We start from the raw sequence: 18101 nt of genomic DNA, 5'->3' as shown, positions 1-18101 counted from the left end.
GACGCCTCCGGGATAGGGTCGGAGGACCGGCAAGGTCCCGCTCTCCCAGGAGGTTCGCAGTGACTGTTCGCGTAGGCATCAACGGATTCGGTCGGATCGGCCGCAACTTCTTCCGCGCGGTGCGTGCGGGAGGGGCGGACATCGAGATCGTGGGTGTGAACGACCTGACGGACACCGCGACGCTGGCGCATCTGTTGAAGTACGACTCGATCCTGGGGCCTCTCGACGCGCAGGTGCAGGCGGCCGAGGGCGTGATCGTGGTGGGTGACACCGAGATCAAGGTCTCCGCGGAGCGTGACCCGGCTGCCCTGCGCTGGGGCGACCTGGGGGTCGATGTGGTGGTGGAGTCGACGGGCTTCTTCACCGACGCGGCGAAGGCGCGTGCGCATGTGGATGGTGGGGGAGCGCGGAAGGTGATCATCTCCGCCCCGGCGTCGAACGAGGACGTCACGATCGTGATGGGTGTCAACGACCAGGTCTACGACCCGGCGGCGCACACGGTGATCTCGAACGCGTCGTGTACGACGAACTGTCTGGGGCCGATGGCCAAGGCGCTCAACGACGGCCTCGGGATCGTCAAGGGCCTGATGACCACGGTGCATGCCTATACGGCGGACCAGAACCTGCAGGACAACATCCACAAGGATCTGCGTCGGGCGCGTGCCGCGGCGCTCAACATCATCCCGACCTCGACCGGTGCCGCGAAGGCGATCGGTCTCGTCCTGCCCGAGCTCAAGGGCCGCCTCGACGGCTATGCCCTGCGGGTGCCGACCCCGACCGGCTCGCTGACCGACCTCTCCTTCGAGGCCGCGCGCGAGACCAGCGTCGAGGAGGTCAACGCGATCGTGAAGGCGGCCGCCGACGGGCGCTACCTCGTCTACTCCACCGACCCGATCGTGTCCTCGGACATCGTCACGAACCCCGCCTCGTGCGTCTTCGATGCGCCGTTGACGAAGGTGATCGACAACCAGGTCAAGGTCGCGGGCTGGTACGACAACGAGTGGGGCTACTCCAACCGCCTCGCCGACCTCATCGTCCACGTCGGCGCTACGCTCTGACGCTTGTGACTGACTTCAACGGCCTCGCCCCGGAGTTCTTGCAGAGTGTCCGCGGCAAGCGCGTCCTCGTCCGCTCCGACCTGAACGTGCCGCTCGACGGCAGCCGGATCACTGACGACGGCCGGATCCGCGCGAGCGTGCCGACCATCAAGGCGCTGGCCGGCGCCGGCGCCCGCGTGGTCGTCACCGCGCACCTCGGTCGGCCGGAGGGAGCGCCGGACCCGGCGTACTCCCTGGCGCCGGTCGCCGCCCGCCTCGGCGAGCTGCTCGGGGTGCCGGTCGCGTTCGCGACGGACACCGTCGGAGCCTCGGCGCAGGAGACCGTGGCGGCGCTCGGGGACGGTGAGGTCGCGCTGCTGGAGAACGTCCGGTTCGACGCCGGCGAGACCAGCAGGGACGACGCCGAGCGCGGCGCCTTCGCCGACCGGCTCGCCGCGCTCGCCGACGTCTTCGTGTCCGACGGCTTCGGCGTCGTCCACCGCAAGCAGGCCAGCGTGTACGACGTCGCCCAGCGGCTCCCGCACGCCATGGGCGGCCTGGTCGCGACCGAGGTGGAGGTGCTGCGCCGTCTGACCGTCGCGCCGGAGCGTCCCTACGTCGTCGTCCTCGGCGGCTCCAAGGTCTCCGACAAGCTCGGCGTGATCGACAACCTGCTCGACAAGGCCGACAAGCTGCTCATCGGCGGCGGCATGGTCTTCACCTTCTTGCACGCCGACGGCCTCGAGGTCGGCAACAGCCTGCTCGAGGAGGACCAGCTCGACACGGTCCGCGCCTACCGGTCCCGCGCGCGCGAGCTCGGCGTCGAGATCGTGCTGCCCACCGACATCGTGGTCGCCGACAGCTTCGGCGACGAGGCCTCGGCGCGCGTCGTCGCGGCCGACGCGATTCCGGCCGACACCCTCGGGCTCGACATCGGACCCGCGTCCGGCCGGGCCTTCGCCGCCGCGCTGGCCGACGCCAAGACCGTGTTCTGGAACGGCCCGATGGGCGTCTTCGAGCAGCCCGCCTTCGCCGAGGGCACCCGTGCCGTCGCGGCGGCGTTGACGAAGGTCGACGGCCTGTCCGTCGTCGGTGGCGGCGACTCGGCCGCCGCCGTGCGTACCCTCGGGTTCGACGAGGCCGCGTTCGGCCACATCTCGACCGGCGGCGGTGCCAGCCTCGAGTACCTCGAGGGCAAGGAACTGCCCGGCATCACGGTTCTGGAGGACTGATGGCCAGCACGACCCGCACCCCGCTGATGGCGGGCAACTGGAAGATGAACCTGAACCACGCCGAGGCGGTCGTCCTCGTGCAGAAGCTCGCCTGGACGCTGTCCGACAAGCGGCACGACTACGGCAAGGTCGAGGTCGCGGTGATCCCGCCGTTCACCGACATCCGCTCGGTGCAGACGCTCGTCGACGGCGACCGCCTCTCCATCCGGTACGGCGCCCAGGACGTCTCCCCGCACGCCGCCGGCGCCTACACCGGCGAGATCTCGGCGGCCATGCTCGCCAAGCTGGGCTGCGCGTACGTCGTGGTCGGCCACTCCGAGCGCCGCCAGTACCACGCCGAGACCGACGCGGTCGTCAACGCCAAGGCCAAGGCCGCGCTGGGGGAGAGGATCACGCCGATCGTCTGCGTCGGCGAGGGCCTCGAGATCCGCCAGGCCGGCGAGCACGTCGCCTTCGCCAACGCCCAGGTCGAGGGCTCCCTGGCCGGGCTGTCGAAGAAGCAGGTCGCCGGTCTGGTCATCGCCTACGAGCCGGTCTGGGCGATCGGCACCGGTGAGGTCGCGACCCCCGACGACGCGCAGGAGGTCTGTGCGGCGATCCGCACGAAGGTGCGCGAGCTGTTCGGCGACGAGGCCGCGGACGCCGTACGGATCCTCTACGGCGGCTCGGTGAAGGCCGCCAATGTCGCCGGCATCATGGCCAAGGCCGACGTCGACGGCGCGCTCGTGGGCGGGGCGAGCCTGGCGGCCGACGAGTTCGGCGGGATCTGCCGGTTCTACGACATGCCGGTGCTGTCCTAGCACCGGGCCTGACGTAGGATTCCTGGCGTGTCGACGCTTCTGACTGTGCTGCTCATCTTGACGAGCCTGATCATGATCCTGCTCGTGCTGCTGCACAAGGGTCGGGGTGGCGGTCTCTCGGACATGTTCGGTGGCGGTGTGTCGAGCTCGCTCGGCGGATCCTCCGTCGCCGAGCGCAATCTCGACCGGTTCACGGTCGGGGTCGGCGTGATCTGGTTCGCCTGCGTGATCGCGCTGGGCCTCCTGCTCGCCTATCAGAACTGACAGCACAGATCGCTTTGCAACCGACCCGGGCGCCCCGGGTCGTCCGAGGGCTTGAGGAGAGAATCCGTTGGCTGGTGGTGGGAACGCGATCCGCGGTAGTCGCGTCGGTGCGGGTCCGATGGGGGAGGCCGAGCGCGGCGAGGCCGCTCCTCGCCAGGCGGTCACGTACTTCTGTGCGAACGACCACCGCTCGGTGATCACCTTCTCGGTCGAGGCGTCCGTCCCGGACTCGTGGGACTGCCCCAAGTGCGGCCTGCCCGCCGGCCTCGACTCGGAGAACGCGCCCCCGGCGCCCAAGATCGAGCCCTACAAGACGCACCTCGCCTACGTGAAGGAGCGCCGCTCCGACAAGGAGGCCGAGGTCATCCTCGACGAGGCCATCCAGCTGCTCCGCTCGCGCCGCAAGTCCGGCGAGATCATCTTCTAGCGCGACCCGGCGCAGGCTGACTCTGGTTTTCCGCCGACCCGGCGCAAAACGAACTCGCGAAGTCGCCGACCCGGCGCAAAGGAACATGTTTCGATCATCGAGACCTGCCTGAGCGCCGACGGGCCTCGATGACGCCCCTGCGGAGGATGGACTCCGCGTCGGCGCGGTGCCCGAACAGGTTCTCCTTGCGCAGCGCCTTGACGATGAACGGCGTCTGAGCCGCGACCTTGGCCCGGCGCTCGCGATCGTGGCGCAGCCGGTCGGGATCGGAGTGCCACTCGGCGCCGTCGTACTCGGCAGCGAGGCAGAGCTCCTCATTGCCGAGGTCGAGGCGGGCCAGGAACTCGCCGGCCGCGTCGAACACCTCCAGCTGAGGGGTCGGCGCCGGCAGGTGCGCCTCGATCCAACGCAGTCGCAGGATCGACTCGGGAGGCGACTCGGCGCGGCCGTCGACGTACCCGACCATGACGCGCAGCGTCGTGACCCAACGCATGCCGCGAAATCGTGGTACGCCGGCGACGAGCTCCTGCTTCGAGAACGCGCCGAGACGGAGCATCTGGTCCATCGCGGCGAGTGACGGCTCGACGTAGCGCTGACGGCCGAGGTCCCACGTCGTACGCAGTGGCGAGGTGACCCGCAGCCCGTTCACCTCGACGACGTCACCACGGACGAAGGATCGCTCGCCACTGTCCGCGAGACCGTTGCGCAGCCGCCGACCGGGTGAAGGAAGGAACACGCGCACGGGCGCGACGTTGATGTGCTCGTTCGGGGCGAGGACCATCTCGGCGCCGTGCAGCCAGCCGGCGTGGCGGTCGCAGATCACCGCGTCCACGGGTACGACGAGCCGGAGCGCCGCGCAGCGAAGGTCCAGACCGTCCGGCACGGGGTTGGCGACGTACACGCCCTGGAGGAGCCGACGCAGGAAGCCCTGGTCGACGAGCCAGGTCAGGTCCCTGGGCCAGAGCCCGGCCTCGGTCCGTGCGGTCGTCGTCGTGAACGGGACATCGAGTGGAAGGGGAAAGCCGTTCGGGAGGAGGGCCAGGCCCTCGAGGTCTTTGCGTCTCATGGCCGACCGGGTGCCCCCGGTGGCCTGTGGACGAATCATCGGGTATGCCGACCTGTGGATGGCCGCCTGAATCGGTGCAGGTTTGCGCCGGGTCGGGCGGGCTCGCGCTGATGCTTTGCGCCGGGTCGGCCGACAAGGTGAGTCAGTTTGCGCCGGGTCGCGCGTCAGACGAGTGCGGCCGCGGCGGCGTCGAGGAACCAGATCGTCTCGGCGCTGCCGGCCACGCCGCGGGCAGGGGTCGCACGCAGGGCCGTGGCCTCGTCGCCGGGGGTGACCTCGGCGAGGGCGCGGCGTACGGCGTCGGCCTTGGCCTCGCCGCTGACCAGGAACCAGACCGACTGCGCCCGATTGAGCGCCTCGAAGGTGAGGCTGACCCGCTCGGGCGGCGGCTTGGGGGAGTCGTGGACGGCGACCGTGACCGCGTCGGCCGCGTCCAGGCCCGGGTGGTCGGGGAAGAGCGAGGCGACGTGCCCGTCGGGGCCGACACCGAGCATGAGGACGTCGAAGTCGCCGCTGCCCTCGGCCCGGATCGTGTCGGCGTACGCCGCCGCGGACTCCTCGACGGTGCCGACCTCGGAGGAGGCGGGCGCGGTGTGGACGCGGAACGCGCCCACCTCGTCGAGGAAGGCGTCCCGGGCCTGGTTGAGGTTGCGGTCGGGGGAGTCGGCGGGCACGAAGCGCTCGTCGCCGAACCAGAGCACCACGGCCCCCCAGTCGACGCCGGAGGCCGGCGCCAGGCGGGCGATCTCGCGGTGGACGGCATCGGCGACGGTGCCGCCGGTGAGCCCCACCTGAGGGACGTGGCCGGCGGCCTGGGCGTCGGCGATCCGGTTGAGGAGCTCGCCGGCGACGGCGGTCGCGAGGACGTCGGCGTCGGGGTGGACCTCGACGAGGGGCGGCGGGGTCTCGGTCATCGTGCGCGGTGCTCCCGGTAGTAGTCGATCATCGCCCGGGTGGAGGCGTCCTGCTCGGCCAGGACGGCGGCGTCGCCGGCGAGGCCGGGGGCGATCTGCAGCGCGAGCTGCTTGCCGAGCTCGACGCCCCACTGGTCGAAGCTGTCGATGCCCCACACGGCGCCCTGGGTGAAGGTGATGTGCTCGTAGAGCGCGATCAGCTGGCCGAGCACGGATGGCGTGAGCGCCGGCGCCATGATCGAGGTGGTCGGCCGGTTGCCGGAGAAGACCCGGGCCGGGACGGTCTTCTCCGTCGTACCCTCGGCGCGGACCTCCTCGGCGGTCTTGCCGAACGCCAGCGCCTTCGTCTGAGCCAAGAAGTTGGCCAGCAGCAGCTCATGAGGATCGGTGCCGCCGTCGGTGTCGCCGGCGAGATCGATGAGCGGGTACGCCGGGTTGGCGAACCCGATGAAGTCGCTGGGGACGAGACGAGTGCCCTGGTGCAGGAGCTGGTAGAACGCGTGCTGGCCGTTGGTGCCGGGCTCGCCCCAGAACACCTCGCCGGTGTCGGTGGTGACCGGCGTGCCGTCCCAGCGCACGCTCTTGCCGTTGGACTCCATGGTGAGCTGCTGGAGGTAGGCCGGGAACCGGTGCAGCAGCTGGGAGTAGGGCAGCACGGCGTGGGACTGGGCGCCGAGGAAGTCGGTGTACCAGACGTTGAGCAGGCCCATCAGGACCGGCACGTTCTGCTCGATCGGCGCGGAGCCGAAGTGCTCGTCGACGGCGCGGAACCCGGCGAGGAACTCCTCGAACCGGTCGGGCCCGATCGCCACGGCGAGGGACGTGCCGATCGCGGAGTCGACGGAGTACCGCCCGCCGACCCAGTCCCAGAACCCGAAGGCGTTCGCCGGGTCGATGCCGAAGGCCTCGACCCTGTCGAGAGCCGTGGAGACGGCGACGAAGTGGCGCGAGACGGCCTCGTCGCCGGCACCGAGTCCGTCGAGCAGCCAGGCGCGGCACAGCCGGGCGTTGGTCAGCGTCTCCAGGGTCCCGAAGGTCTTGCTGGAGACGATGAACAAGGTGGTGGCCGGGTCGAGGCCGGCCAGCTCCTGGGCGGCGTCGGTCGGGTCGATGTTGCTGATGAAGCGGCACTCGAGGCCGGCCTGGGCGTACGGCTTCAGCGCCTCGTAGGCCATCACCGGGCCGAGGTCGGAGCCGCCGATGCCGATGTTGACGACCGTGCGGATCGGCTGGCCGGTGTACCCGCGCCAGGCGCCGGAGCGGACGTCGTCGGCGAAGGCGTACACCCGGTCGAGGACCGCCCGCACCTGCTCCACCACGTCGGCGCCGCCGACCTCGAGGCCGGAGCCCGCCGCCCGCCGCAGGGCGGTGTGGAGGACGGCCCGGTCCTCGGTGACGTTGATGTGCTCGCCGCGGAACATGGCGTCGCGCCGCGCCGGGAGGCCGACCTCGATCGCCAGGGCCTGCAGTGCCTTCCAGATCTCGGGGGTGACCAGGTTCTTGGAGAGGTCGACACGCAGGTCGGCGGCCTGCACGGTCGAGCGCGCGACCCAGGCGGGGTCGGCGAGCATCCGGCGCAGGTCCGGCCGGTGGCCGGCGGCCAGCTCGGTGAGCCGGGCCCAGGCCGTGGTCGCGGTCGGGTCGACGGGAGCCGCCGCCACGGTCAGTCCTCGGCCTTGTCCATCTGTGCCCGGACCGTGGCGACCAGCTCGGTCCAGGACACCTTGAACTTGTCGACGCCCTCGGTCTCGAGGACGACGAACACGTCGTCGAGGTCGATGCCCACTTCCGCCAGCCGGTCGAACACGGCCTGGGCGTCGGCGCCCTTGCCGGTGACCTGGTCACCCGTGACCTCGCCGTGGTCGGCGAACGCGAGCAGCGTCTTCTCCGGCATCGTGTTGACCGTGTCGGCCACGACCAGGTCGGTGACATAGAGCGTGTCGGGGTACGCCGGGTTCTTCACGCCCGTCGAGGCCCACAGCGGCCGCTGCGGCTGGGCCCCGGCCTCCGCCAGCGCCTGCCAGCGCGGCGAGGCGAGGACCTCCTCGAAGGCGGCGTAGGCGAGCCGGGCGTTGGCGACCGCGGCCCGGCCGCGCAGCGCGAGCGCCTCGTCGGTTCCGATCTCGTCCAGGCGGGCGTCGATCTCGGTGTCCACGCGGGACACGAAGAAGGAGGCGACCGACTGGATCGTGGCGAGGTCGACGCCGGCGTCGCGGGCCTGCTCGAGGCCCGTGAGGTAGGCGTCCATGACGGCCCGGTAGCGCTCGACGGAGAAGATCAGGGTCACGTTGACGCTGATCCCGGCCGCGATGGTCGCGGTGATCGCCGCAAGCCCCTCGAGGGTGGCGGGGATCTTGATCAGCGCGTTCGGCCGGTCGACCGCCCCCCAGAGCGCCTTCGCGGAGGCGATGGTGGCGTCGGTGTCGTTGGCCAGGGTCGGCTCGACCTCGATGGACACCCGGCCGTCGGCCGGGTGCGCGGCGGCCACGGGGGCGAGCACGTCGCACGCGTTGCGGACGTCGTCGGTGGTGAGCGCGAAGATCACCTGGTCGACGCCGGAGCCGTCCTCGACGAGCTGACGCACCTGGGCGTCGTACCGCTCGCCGTCGGCGATCGCCCCGGCGAAGATGGTCGGGTTGGTCGTCACGCCGACGACCGAGCGCTCCCGGACGAGGTCGGCGAGGTTGCCGGTCTCGATCCGCTCGCGGGACAGGTCGTCGAGCCAGATGGACACCCCCGCGTCCGCGAGGGCCTTCAGTCGATCAGTCATCGGTTCCTCCTTCTGCGGTGGACGGTGCCCGGTTCAGTCGCGGGCAGCCGCTGCGATGCTCTCCCGGGCCGCCTGGACGACGGCCTCCGGCGTGAAGCCGAACTCTCGGAACAGGGTTCCGGCGTCCGCGCTCGCGCCGTAGTGGTCGATGCTGACGATCCGGCCCTTGTCGCCGACGTACTCGCGCCAGCCCTGCTTGATGCCGGCCTCGACCGACACCCGGGCCTTGACCGTCGGCGGGATCACGCTGTCGCGGTAGGCCTGCGTCTGGGCGTCGAACCACTCCAGGCACGGCAGCGAGACCACGCGGGCCCGGACACCTTCCGCGGCGAGCTGGGCGCGGGCCGCGACGGCGTACTGCACCTCGGAGCCGGTCGCCAGGAGCACGACGTCGGGCTGGCCGCCCTCGGCGTCGAGCAGGACGTACCCGCCCTTGGCAACGTCGTCGGTGCTGGCGTAGCCCTCGGTGCCGCGCGGGAAGGTCGGCACGTTCTGGCGGCTCAGCACCAGGCCGGCGGGGCGGTCGCTGTTGCGCAGCACCTGCAGCCACGCGGCGGCGGTCTCGTTGGCGTCGGCCGGTCGTACGACGTCGAGGCCCGGGATCGCGCGCAGGGCGGCGAGGTGCTCGATCGGCTGGTGGGTCGGGCCGTCCTCGCCGAGGCCGATCGAGTCGTGGGTCCAGACGTGGACGACGGGGGCGCCCATCAGCGCGCCGACGCGGACCGCGCCGCGCATGTAGTCGGAGAAGGTGAGGAAGGTGCCGCCGAAGACGCGGGTGCCGCCGTGGACGGCGATGCCGTTCATGATCGCGCCCATGGCGTGCTCGCGGATGCCGAAGTGGAGCACCCGGCCCTGGTAGGGGTCGGCCGGCCACTCCTCGACGCCGCGGTCGAGCGGGAGGAAGGAGCTGGCGCCCTTGATGGTCGTGTTGTTGGAGCCGGCGAGGTCGGCGGAGCCGCCCCACAGCTCGGGCATGACCGGCGCGAGCGCGTTGATCACCTTGCCGGAGGCCGCGCGGGTGGCGACACCCTTGGCGTCGGCCTCGAAGACCGGCAGCGCGTCCTCGATGCCGTCGGGCACGCGGCGGTCCTTCAGCCGGTGCAGCAGCGCGGCCTGCTCCGGGTTGGCGCCGGCCCAGGCGTCGTACGCCGTCAGCCACTCGGCCTGCCAGGCCTTGCCGCGCTCGATCAGGCCGCGGGTGTGGGCCAGCACGTCGGCCGGGACCTCGAAGGTCTGGTCGGGATCGAAGCCGAGCACCTGCTTGGTGGCGGCGACCTCGTCGGCGCCGAGCGCCGAGCCGTGGGCGGCCTCGGTGTTCTGCGCGTTGGGTGCCGGCCACGCGATGACCGTCTTGAGGACGATCAGCGACGGCTGGTCGGTGACCTCGTCGGCGGCCTTCAGGGCGGCATGGAGCGCGGGGACGTCCTCTGCGTAGCCGGCGAGGTCGTTGTGGTCGGTGCCGGTCCAGTCGACGACCTGGACGTGCCAGCCGTAGGCCTCGTAGCGCTTCGCGACGTCCTCGTTGAAGGCGATGTGGGTGTCGCCCTCGATCGAGATCCGGTTGGCGTCGTAGATGACGGTGAGGTTGCCGAGCTCCTGGGTGCCGGCGACGGACGACGCCTCGCTGCTCACGCCCTCCTCGAGGTCGCCGTCGGAGGCGAGCACGTAGACGTGGTGGTCGAAGAGCGACGGGCCGTCACCGGCCTCGGGGTCGAGCAGGCCCTTCTCGCGACGGGCCGCCATCGCCATGCCGACCGCGTTGGCGACGCCCTGGCCCAGCGGGCCCGTGGTGACCTCGACGCCGGCCGTGTGGCCGAACTCGGGGTGGCCGGGAGTCTTGCTGCCCCAGGTGCGCAGCGCCTCGAGGTCGCCGAGCTCGAGGCCGAAGCCGCCGAGGAAGAGCTGGGTGTAGAGCGTGATCGAGGAGTGTCCACAGGACAGCACGAACCGGTCTCGGGCGATCCAGGCCGGGTCGGCGGGGTCGTGCCGCATCACCTTCTGGAACAGCAGATACGCGGCGGGCGCCAGGCTCATCGCCGTACCGGGGTGGCCGTTGCCGACCTTCTGGACGGCGTCCATGGCGAGCACCCGCGCGGTGTCGACGGCCAAGCGGTCGAGGTCGGTCCAGTCCAGGTCCGGGATCATGGTGTCGAGCCTACCGAGGACCGTGTCGAGCACGACACCGGCTCGGTGCCGGGCCCGCGACGCGCTCGGGCTACACTCGGACCGCTTCTACCCCTGTTCGCGAGGCCCCTCCGAGGAACATTGCCGTGACCTACGTCGACCCGACCAGCCCCGAGCTGCTGTCCGGTGACGAGGGACCGCAGAAGGCGACCTTCCGCGACGTCGTGATGGCCTACGTCGGGCTGACCAAGCCGCGGGTCATCGAGCTGCTGCTCCTCACCACCGTGCCGGTCATGTTCTTCGCCGCGCGCGGGGTGCCGGCGCTCGGCCTGGTCGTGGCGACCGTGATCGGCGGGACGCTGTCGGCCGGATCCGCATCCGTCTTCAACTGCGTCTACGACCGCGACATCGACGAGCAGATGCGCCGTACCCGCCGCCGGGCGCTGCCGCGCCACATCGTCTCGCCGGGCGCCGCGCTGGTCTTCGGCGTGGTGCTCGGCGTGCTCTCGACGGTGGTGCTGGCGCTGTGGGTGAACCCGCTCTCGGCCGTGCTGTCGGTCACGGCCAACGCGTTCTACGTGTTCGTCTACACGATGCTGCTCAAGCGGCGTACGACCCAGAACATCGTCTGGGGCGGGATCGCCGGCTGCTTCCCGGCCCTGATCGGCTGGACCGCCGTCACCGGCGAGCTGTCCTGGGTGCCGGTCGTGCTCTTCCTCGTCGTCTTCTTCTGGACGCCGCCGCACACCTGGGCGCTGGCGCTGCGCTACCGCGAGGACTACGCCCAGGTCGACGTCCCGATGCTCCCCGTGGTCAAGCCGGCCCGCTCGGTCGCGCTGCAGATCGTCGTCTACTCGTGGGTGATGGTGGCGACGTCGCTGGCCCTGTGGCCGGTCGCGTCCACCGGGCCGGCGTACCCGATCGCGGCCGGTGTCCTGGGCGCCGTGTTCCTGGTGCAGGCGCACGGGCTGCACCGGCGGGCGCGGACCTCCGACGAGCTGAGCGTGCTCCAGCCGATGCGGCTGTTCCACTCCTCGAACCTGTACCTCTCGCTGCTCTTCGTGGCCGTCGCGATCGACCCGTTGCTGCACTGAGCTCGGCGCGCATGAACTGCGTCGCGCTGCCGGCAGAGGCGTCGTTCCGGGGAACGTGTCAGTCAGCGGAACGACCCGCGGCCTCAGCCCCGTGGATAGCCGGTGACGACCACCCGAGCCAGCCCGGCGGCCACGACCGCGGCACCGAGCATGTGCAGGCCCACGAGGACCTCGGGCAGGTCGGTGAAGAACTGGACGTACCCGACCAGACCCTGGGCCAGCTCGACGCCCAGCAGCACCCCGGCGAAGAGGGCGACCCAGCGGTCCCCGCGGCCCCGCGCGACCAGCGCGAGCACGACCGTCAGCGCCACCAGCACGCCCACGGAGATCCCGTGGAGGTGGGAGACCACCTCCGGGTCGAGTCCGGTACGACGCGAGTCCAGGTCGCCGGAGTGGGGTCCGGAGCCGGTGACGACGGTGCCGAGCCAGAGCACCACCCAGCCGACGGCGAAGGTCGCCCAGGCGAGCCGCCGGACCGGCGCCGACGCGAGGCCACGCGAGGGCCCGGCCAGGTCGTCGAGGGCCCACACGCACACGCCGACCATCGCCATCGAGACCAGCAGGTGGCCGGCGACGACCCAGGGGTTGAGGTCGGTGAGCACGGTGATGCCGCCGACGATCGCCTGGGCGGGGATGCCGGCGAGCACGACCAGCGCCAGCACCCGCACCCGCCCGCCTCGCCGCCACGCGGCGACCACGACGGCCAGCGCGATGAACAGCAGCACGTAGGTGAGCAGCCGGTTGCCGAACTCGATGACGCCGTTGATGCCGAGCGCCGCGTGGGTCGTGTAGGACTCCTCGGTGCATTTCGGCCAGGTCGGGCAGCCCAGGCCGGAGCCGGTGAGCCGGACGGCGCCGCCGGTCACGACGATCCCGATGTTGGCGACCAGGTTCGCCCAGGCCAGCGGCACCAGCCGCGCCCCCAGCCCGCGCTGGAGGTCGGTCAGTCGGGTCGCGGTGCTCACGGTCACTCCCACTTGAAGGTTCGGGCGGTCAGGGCGGAGCCCAGGACGGTCCAGGCGAGCAGCACCACGAGGTCGCGGGTGGCGAGCGCCCCGGCGCACGCGGAGCGGACCGCCTCACCGAGGGCTCCGGACGGCAGCCAGCGCACGACGTCGCCGAGGCCGCCGTACTGGTCGGCGGGCAGGACGACCGCGCCGCCGGCGAGCAGCAGCAGATAGACCAGGTTGGCGGCGGCGAGGGTGGCCTCGGCGCGCAGCGAGCCGGCGAGGAGCATGCCGAGGGAGGCGAAGGCGGTGGTGCCGAAGAGCGCCACCACGACCAGGAGAAGGACACCGCCGAGACCGGACGGGCCGGACCAGCCGAGCGCGAGTCCGACCCCGCCGATCACCGCGAACTGGAGCACCTCGACCAGCACCAGGGCCAGCACCTTGCCGCCGAGCAGGGTCGCGCGGGACAGGGGAGCGGTGCCGAGCCGCTTGAGCACGCCGTAGCGCCGCTCGAAGCCGGTCGCGATCGCCAGCGAGGTGAACGCGGTCGACATCACGGCCAGCGCGAGCACCCCGGGCGTCAGCACGTCGATCGGCTCGCCGCCGAGATCGAGCCCGACCTTCTCCGCGCCGCGGACGGCACCGACCAGCACGATCACCGGGATCACGACGGCGAGCAGCAGCTGCTCGCCGTTGCGCAGCATCAGCCGCGCCTCCATGCCGGCCTGCGTGAGCAGCTGACGGACGACGGGCGCGGCGCCCGGCGCGGGCGCGAAGGTGCTCCCAGGGATGTTCACAGCGACTCCCGGCCGGTGAGCTCGAGGAAGACGTCCTCCAGGTTGCGCTGCCCCAGCGACAGCGACTCAGGCAGCACGTCGTGGCCCGCGCACCAGGCGGCGACGGTGGCCAGCGTGGTGCTGTCGGCGGGGCCGGAGAGCTGCAGGCTGAGCGGGTCGAGCACGGTCAGCTCGGTGCCGTCGCCCAACGCGTGGACCAGCTCCTCGGGAGCCCCCGGAGGGAACGGCTGGGTGACGACGATCCGGATCGTGGCGACGGTGCCGCCGCGGGTCAGCTCGAGCGGCGTGCCGCTGGCGACCAGGCGGCCGCGGTCGAGGATGTGGACCCGGTCGGCGAGCCGCTCGGCCTCCTCGAGGTAGTGCGTGGTCAGCACGACGCTCACGCCGTCGGCGCGCAGCTCCTCGAGCAGGTCCCACACCGCCCGCCGGATCTGCGGGTCCATGCCGGCGGTCGGCTCGTCGACGAACACCAGCTCCGGGCGCCCGATCAGGGCCAGGGCCAGGCCCAGGCGCTGCTGCTGGCCGCCCGAGAGCCTGCGGTACGGCGTGCGCCCGCACTCATGCAGCGCGAGCCGCTCCATCAGCAGCCCGACGTCCTGCGGGTGGGCGTGCAGCCGAGCGAAGTGCCGCAGCATCTCGTCGGCCCGGGCCCCGCTCCAGGCGCCTCCGGACTGCAGCATCACACCGATCCGCGGCAGCAGCTCGGCCCGTTGCCGGACCGGGTCCAGGCCGAGCACCCGGACCGCGCCGCCCTGTGGGCGCCGGTAGCCCTCGCAGGTCTCCAGCGTGGTCGTCTTCCCGGCTCCGTTGGGACCGAGGACGGCGGTGATGGTGCCGCGCTCGACGGTGAGCGAGAGGCCGTCGACGGCGACCGTGTCGCCGTACCTCATCACCAGTCCGTCGACCTCGACAGCAGGATCCGCGGGCTGAGGCACGGCGACAGTCTAGGAACGCCCGATCAGAGGCCGTCGGGCAGGGCCAGCGGGGCGAGCTCGGCGAACCGGTCGCCCGGCCCGGGGTTCCCGGAGGCACTGCTGCCGCCGAAGTGGCGCACGACACCCCACACCGCGTTGAGGGCGGTCGTGACCGCTCCCTCGGCCCACCCGGCGGTCCAGGAGATGTCGTCGCCGGCGAGGAAGACGCCGCGCCGGTGGGCCGGCAGGTCGTCCTGCACGAAGTGCGAGAAGAGCCGGCGCTGGTAGCGGTAGTGGCCGGGCAGGTTCGCCTTGAACGCGCCCATGAAGTTGGGGTCCGACTCCCACGACACCGTGATCGGGTCGCCCACGATGTGCGAGGCGATGTCGACGCCGGGGTAGATCTTGCGCAGCGAGTGCAGCTGCAGCCGGACCCGCTCCTCGACCGGCAGCGCCAGCCACTTCAGCGCGTCGTCGTTCCAGGTGTAGGACAGGCAGATCGAGGCGGCGCCGTCGTCCTCGAGCAGGTACGTCGCCCGGTTCAGCCGGTCGGTGAGGGTCATGCTCATCACGTCGCGCCCGGTGGCCGGGTCGACGTCCTTCCAGAACGGCCGGTCGACGCGCACGAACGTCTTCGAGGACTGCATGTAGTGGGTGCGCTCCATCGCCATCCACAGGTCGGGGGAGAACAGCGCCTCGTCGACGTCGATCCGCGCGGAGAGCAGCCAGACCTGGCAGGTGACCACGACGGCGTCGTACGCGCGGGTGGTGCCCCAGCGGTCGGTGACCTCGAGCCGCTCGTCCTCGCCGCGCGCGATCCGGGCGGCCCCCGGCAGCGGCGATCCGCCGTGCAGGCTCGCCAGCGAGGTGCCGGCCGGCCAGTGCGCGCACTCCGGCGCGTCCCGCCAGAGCCCGACCGGGAGCTGCTGGGCGCCGCCGTGGATGAGCTGGTGGTCCTCGTCGGCGTTGGTGAAGATCACCCGCAGGATCTCCAGCATCGAGTTCGGGAAGTCGGTGTCCCAGCCGCCGGTGCCGAAGCCGACCTGCCCGAACACCTCGCGGTGCCGGAAGGAGCGTGCGCCGAACGCCTTGGAGCTGGCGAGGAAGCCGGAGAACGTCTCCTCGTCGAGGGTGAGGACCAGCCGGTTCCACAGCTCCTTGAGCGCGGGTACGTCGCGCTCGGCGATCGCGCGCTGGGCCGCGGTGAAGCCGACCTCGCCGAGCGCCTCGTGCCAGGCGTCGGCGACGTCCTTGAGGAAGGCCGGCAGGTCGTCGTACGCGCGGGCGTAGAAGGACTCGCCGCCGAGCTCCACGACGGTGCTCGGCGTCGCCTCCGAGAGCGGGTTCGGGAACGGCGAGGTGCGCAGGCCGAGGTGGTCGATGTAGTGGAACAGGGCCCGTGAGGAGAGCGGGAAGCGCATCCCGCCGAGCTCGGCGATCGGGCCGTGCGGGCCGCCGAACGGCTGGGAGCGCAGCCGGCCGCCGATCCGGTCCGCCTCGTAGACGACCGGCTTCAGGCCCAGGCGCATCAGCTCGTAGGCGGTGACCATCCCGGAGAGCCCGCCGCCGACGATCGCCACCTCGCGGCCGTGCTGCTCGGCGGGGACCGAGCCGAGGCCGGCGGGGTGGGCCAGGTACAGGTCGTACCCGAACGGGAAGTCGGGGCCGAGCATCGTCACCGGAGCGGGCACGACGTGGGCCGGGTCCGGGGTGGTCTGTCCGGTCGTCATCGGGTCAGGCCCCCGTAGACCTCGGGCCGGCGGTCGACCAGGTGGGTGTTGGCGCGGCGGGCCGCGTCGAGGGCGTCGGCGGTGAGGGTGCCGACCACGAGGCCGGGCCGGTCGTCGGCGCGGGCCAGGTCGACGCCGTCGGGGCCGACGACGCAGCTCAGGCCGGTGTAGGTCAGGTCGTGCTCGGTGCCGGCGCGGTTGGCGTAGGCGACCGCCATCTGGTTCTCGAAGGCGCGGGCCGGGACGACGAGCGTGCTCACGGCGTCGTACGGCGTCATCAGGGCGGTCGGGCAGGCCAGCAGGTCGGCGCCGGCGAGGGCCACCAGTCGCACCTGCTCGGGGAACTCGATGTCGTAGCAGACGAGGAGACCGACCCGGTAGCCGTCGACCTCGCCCACCGCGGGTGTGCCGTCGCCGGGGGCATAGGCGCCCGCCTCGTCCGGTCCGTAGAGGTGGGCCTTGCGGTGCCGGGCGAGCACGCTGCCGTCGCGGTCGACCAGCTCGGCGGCGATGTGGACCTGCTCGCCGTCGCGCTCGGGCCAGCTCCACGCGATCGCCAGCCCGTGGCTGCGGGCGATCCCCGCCACGGCCCGCGCCATCGGCCCGCCCGCGGGCTCGGCCAGGTCGGCGGCCTGCAGGGCGATGTCGTATCCGGTCAGGGTCAGCTCGGGGCACACGAGCAGCCGCGCGCCGCGGGCCGCCGCCTCGGCGGCGGTGGCGTCGAGGGCGTCCAGGGCGGCGGGTACGTCGAGCAGCGGCCCGGCGGGCTGCCAGGCGGCGACGACCAGTGCGTCGGCGCGGGTGATGTCGGTCACGCGGACCAGACTAGGAACCCGGCGGCCCAAGATCGAGGGGCGTGCGTTGCTCGCCAGCGGCGATCCATGGCGTCGATCTCGACCATCTCGGGCAGCGGGTCGACTGCGGGGAGGATCTCGCCCGGCGTCGTCGAGCCCTGGCAGTAGATCGAGACATCGCCCTCGGTCGACCAGCTGACCGCCGGCGCGGACAGCGCGACCCGGTGCCCGATCTGGGCGAACGTGGCGCGGCCGTCCTCCAGGAGGGTGCCGACGATCAGGCGGTCGAGCTGGTCGAGCTGGTCGAGCTGCATGCGGGTCATTGTCGCCGACCCCTCCCGGTCTACGCTGACCGCCGTGAATCCCTGGCTGTACGGCGTCGCGCTGGCCCTCGCCGGCGCTCTCGCCGTCCTCCTCGTCGTCGACCTGGTCCGCGACCGGGCCGCGCAGGACTCCCACCTCATCGGGCTGGCCGTCGTCGAGGTGGTGATGCTCGTCCAGCTGGTCGGGGGAGTCGTCGCCCTGGCCCGCACCGACCGCGACATCGAGGGGGCGGTGTTCGTCAGCTACCTGGTCACCAACCTGCTGGTGCCGGTGGTCGCCGCCTTCTTCGCGCTCGCCGAGCGCTCCCGGGTCGGCACCACGATCCTGCTGCTCGGCGTCGCCACGGTCGCCGGCCTCGAGGTGCGGCTGTGGGACGTGTGGGGTGGTCGTGGTGCCTGAGCCGACGTACGTCCTCTCGCAGGGCTGGGGTCGTGCCCTGGTCTTCGTCTACGGCCTGTTCGCCGTCGCCGCCACCGGCCGCTCCGCCGTCCAGCTCGGCATGGAGCCCGGCAAGGCGCCGTTGGCCTACTCCCTCTCGCTGCTCGCCGCGGTCCTCTACTTGGTCGCCACGACCTGTCTCCTGCTCGGCGGCAGCACCGGCTGGCGGGTGGCCGGGATCGCGGTGACCATCGAGCTGCTCGGCGTGCTCTCGGTCGGCACCCTGAGCTATGTCGCCACCGACCTGTTCCCCGACAAGACGGTCTGGTCGCACTTCGGCCAGGGCTACGGCTTCCTGCCGCTGGTGCTGCCGTTCGCGGGGCTGGCGTGGCTGCGGCACACCAGCCCGCCCCGCGCCTTGTGACCCATTCCACTTAGGCCTGCCTCAGTAAGCCTCGCCTTGCTTGATGGGGCGGAATCAATAAC

The 18101-nt window shown here is 71.9% G+C and carries 19 protein-coding genes; 8 read left to right on the top strand and 11 right to left on the bottom strand.

Features of this window, described 5'->3' with window-relative positions; translation table 11 throughout:
- Window positions 1–59 precede the first annotated feature (59 nt).
- The 5 genes from gap to ACUP6Y_RS12360 all read left to right on the top strand — a co-directional run bounded on the left by gap (window position 60) and on the right by ACUP6Y_RS12360 (window position 3760).
- Window positions 60–1058 (top strand): type I glyceraldehyde-3-phosphate dehydrogenase, encoded by a 999-nt coding sequence (gene gap, locus ACUP6Y_RS12380; protein ID WP_462551011.1) that lies wholly within the window; start codon window positions 60–62, stop codon window positions 1056–1058.
- Between the two features lie 5 nt (window positions 1059–1063).
- A complete protein-coding gene (locus tag ACUP6Y_RS12375) occupies window positions 1064–2269 on the top strand; it encodes a phosphoglycerate kinase (protein WP_462551010.1) in 1206 nt (401 codons plus the stop codon).
- Window positions 2269–3069 carry a triose-phosphate isomerase gene (gene tpiA, locus ACUP6Y_RS12370; RefSeq protein ID WP_462551009.1) on the top strand — a complete coding sequence of 267 codons (801 nt, stop codon included), beginning with the start codon at window positions 2269–2271 and terminating at the stop codon, window positions 3067–3069. The genes ACUP6Y_RS12375 and tpiA overlap by 1 nt, the downstream gene beginning before the upstream one ends.
- Before the next feature lie 27 nt (window positions 3070–3096).
- Window positions 3097–3333 (top strand): preprotein translocase subunit SecG, encoded by a 237-nt coding sequence (secG, locus tag ACUP6Y_RS12365; protein WP_308091226.1) that lies wholly within the window; start codon window positions 3097–3099, stop codon window positions 3331–3333.
- A gap of 67 nt (window positions 3334–3400) precedes the next feature.
- On the top strand, window positions 3401–3760 hold the full coding sequence (locus ACUP6Y_RS12360; protein ID WP_141007576.1) for an RNA polymerase-binding protein RbpA: 360 nt from the start codon (window positions 3401–3403) through the stop codon (window positions 3758–3760).
- Window positions 3761–3854: 94 nt separating this feature from the next.
- Here ACUP6Y_RS12360 and ACUP6Y_RS12355 read toward each other — a convergent pair whose 3' ends face one another.
- From ACUP6Y_RS12355 to tkt, 5 genes are all read right to left on the bottom strand, one after another.
- A complete protein-coding gene (locus ACUP6Y_RS12355) occupies window positions 3855–4826 on the bottom strand; it encodes a type IV toxin-antitoxin system AbiEi family antitoxin domain-containing protein (protein ID WP_462551008.1) in 972 nt (323 codons plus the stop codon).
- A gap of 164 nt (window positions 4827–4990) precedes the next feature.
- On the bottom strand, window positions 4991–5740 hold the full coding sequence (gene pgl / locus ACUP6Y_RS12350) for a 6-phosphogluconolactonase (RefSeq protein WP_462551007.1): 750 nt from the start codon (window positions 5738–5740) through the stop codon (window positions 4991–4993).
- Window positions 5737–7401, bottom strand: coding sequence for a glucose-6-phosphate isomerase (pgi, locus tag ACUP6Y_RS12345; protein WP_462551006.1), 1665 nt, complete (start codon window positions 7399–7401; stop codon window positions 5737–5739). The genes pgl and pgi overlap by 4 nt, the downstream gene beginning before the upstream one ends.
- A 2-nt stretch (window positions 7402–7403) precedes the next feature.
- The gene (gene tal / locus ACUP6Y_RS12340) at window positions 7404–8510 is read right to left on the bottom strand and encodes a transaldolase (protein ID WP_462551005.1); all 1107 of its coding nucleotides are present in this window, start codon (window positions 8508–8510) and stop codon (window positions 7404–7406) included.
- A 33-nt stretch (window positions 8511–8543) separates the two neighbouring features.
- A complete protein-coding gene (gene tkt / locus ACUP6Y_RS12335) occupies window positions 8544–10655 on the bottom strand; it encodes a transketolase (protein WP_462551004.1) in 2112 nt (703 codons plus the stop codon).
- 125 nt (window positions 10656–10780) lie between these two features.
- Here tkt and ACUP6Y_RS12330 point away from each other — a divergent pair, with 125 nt between their 5' ends.
- Window positions 10781–11728, top strand: coding sequence for a heme o synthase (locus ACUP6Y_RS12330; protein WP_462551003.1), 948 nt, complete (start codon window positions 10781–10783; stop codon window positions 11726–11728).
- Between the two features lie 83 nt (window positions 11729–11811).
- Here the strand turns inward: ACUP6Y_RS12330 and ACUP6Y_RS12325 are convergent, their stop codons facing one another.
- The 6 genes from ACUP6Y_RS12325 to ACUP6Y_RS12300 are packed head-to-tail and all read right to left on the bottom strand — an operon-like array spanning window position 11812 to window position 17227.
- Entirely contained in the window at window positions 11812–12693 is an 882-nt protein-coding gene (locus ACUP6Y_RS12325; RefSeq protein ID WP_462551002.1) for a COX15/CtaA family protein, read from the bottom strand.
- A gap of 2 nt (window positions 12694–12695) precedes the next feature.
- Window positions 12696–13475 carry an ABC transporter permease gene (locus ACUP6Y_RS12320; RefSeq protein ID WP_462551001.1) on the bottom strand — a complete coding sequence of 260 codons (780 nt, stop codon included), beginning with the start codon at window positions 13473–13475 and terminating at the stop codon, window positions 12696–12698.
- Window positions 13472–14410 (bottom strand): ABC transporter ATP-binding protein, encoded by a 939-nt coding sequence (locus ACUP6Y_RS12315; RefSeq protein ID WP_462550999.1) that lies wholly within the window; start codon window positions 14408–14410, stop codon window positions 13472–13474. Before ACUP6Y_RS12315 ends, ACUP6Y_RS12320 begins: the two co-directional genes overlap by 4 nt.
- A 23-nt stretch (window positions 14411–14433) precedes the next feature.
- On the bottom strand, window positions 14434–16119 hold the full coding sequence (locus ACUP6Y_RS12310) for a flavin monoamine oxidase family protein (RefSeq protein WP_462550998.1): 1686 nt from the start codon (window positions 16117–16119) through the stop codon (window positions 14434–14436).
- Window positions 16116–16934, bottom strand: coding sequence for a carbon-nitrogen hydrolase family protein (locus ACUP6Y_RS12305; RefSeq protein WP_462550997.1), 819 nt, complete (start codon window positions 16932–16934; stop codon window positions 16116–16118). Before ACUP6Y_RS12305 ends, ACUP6Y_RS12310 begins: the two co-directional genes overlap by 4 nt.
- Window positions 16931–17227: an AsnC family transcriptional regulator gene (locus ACUP6Y_RS12300; protein ID WP_462550996.1), complete on the bottom strand. Its 297-nt coding sequence runs from the start codon at window positions 17225–17227 to the stop codon at window positions 16931–16933. Before ACUP6Y_RS12300 ends, ACUP6Y_RS12305 begins: the two co-directional genes overlap by 4 nt.
- A gap of 43 nt (window positions 17228–17270) precedes the next feature.
- Here ACUP6Y_RS12300 and ACUP6Y_RS12295 point away from each other — a divergent pair, with 43 nt between their 5' ends.
- Both ACUP6Y_RS12295 and ACUP6Y_RS12290 read left to right on the top strand, forming a co-directional pair.
- Window positions 17271–17636, top strand: a complete 366-nt coding sequence (locus ACUP6Y_RS12295; RefSeq protein WP_462550995.1) for a hypothetical protein — start codon at window positions 17271–17273, stop codon at window positions 17634–17636.
- On the top strand, window positions 17629–18039 hold the full coding sequence (locus tag ACUP6Y_RS12290; RefSeq protein WP_462550994.1) for a hypothetical protein: 411 nt from the start codon (window positions 17629–17631) through the stop codon (window positions 18037–18039). The genes ACUP6Y_RS12295 and ACUP6Y_RS12290 overlap by 8 nt, the downstream gene beginning before the upstream one ends.
- The last annotated feature ends 62 nt before the right edge of the window (window positions 18040–18101 follow it).

This window comes from Nocardioides sp. S5-5 (genome assembly GCF_054954065.1).
The sequence above is the reverse complement of the archived record's forward strand: the minus strand, read 5'-3'. Positions and strand labels throughout refer to the sequence as shown.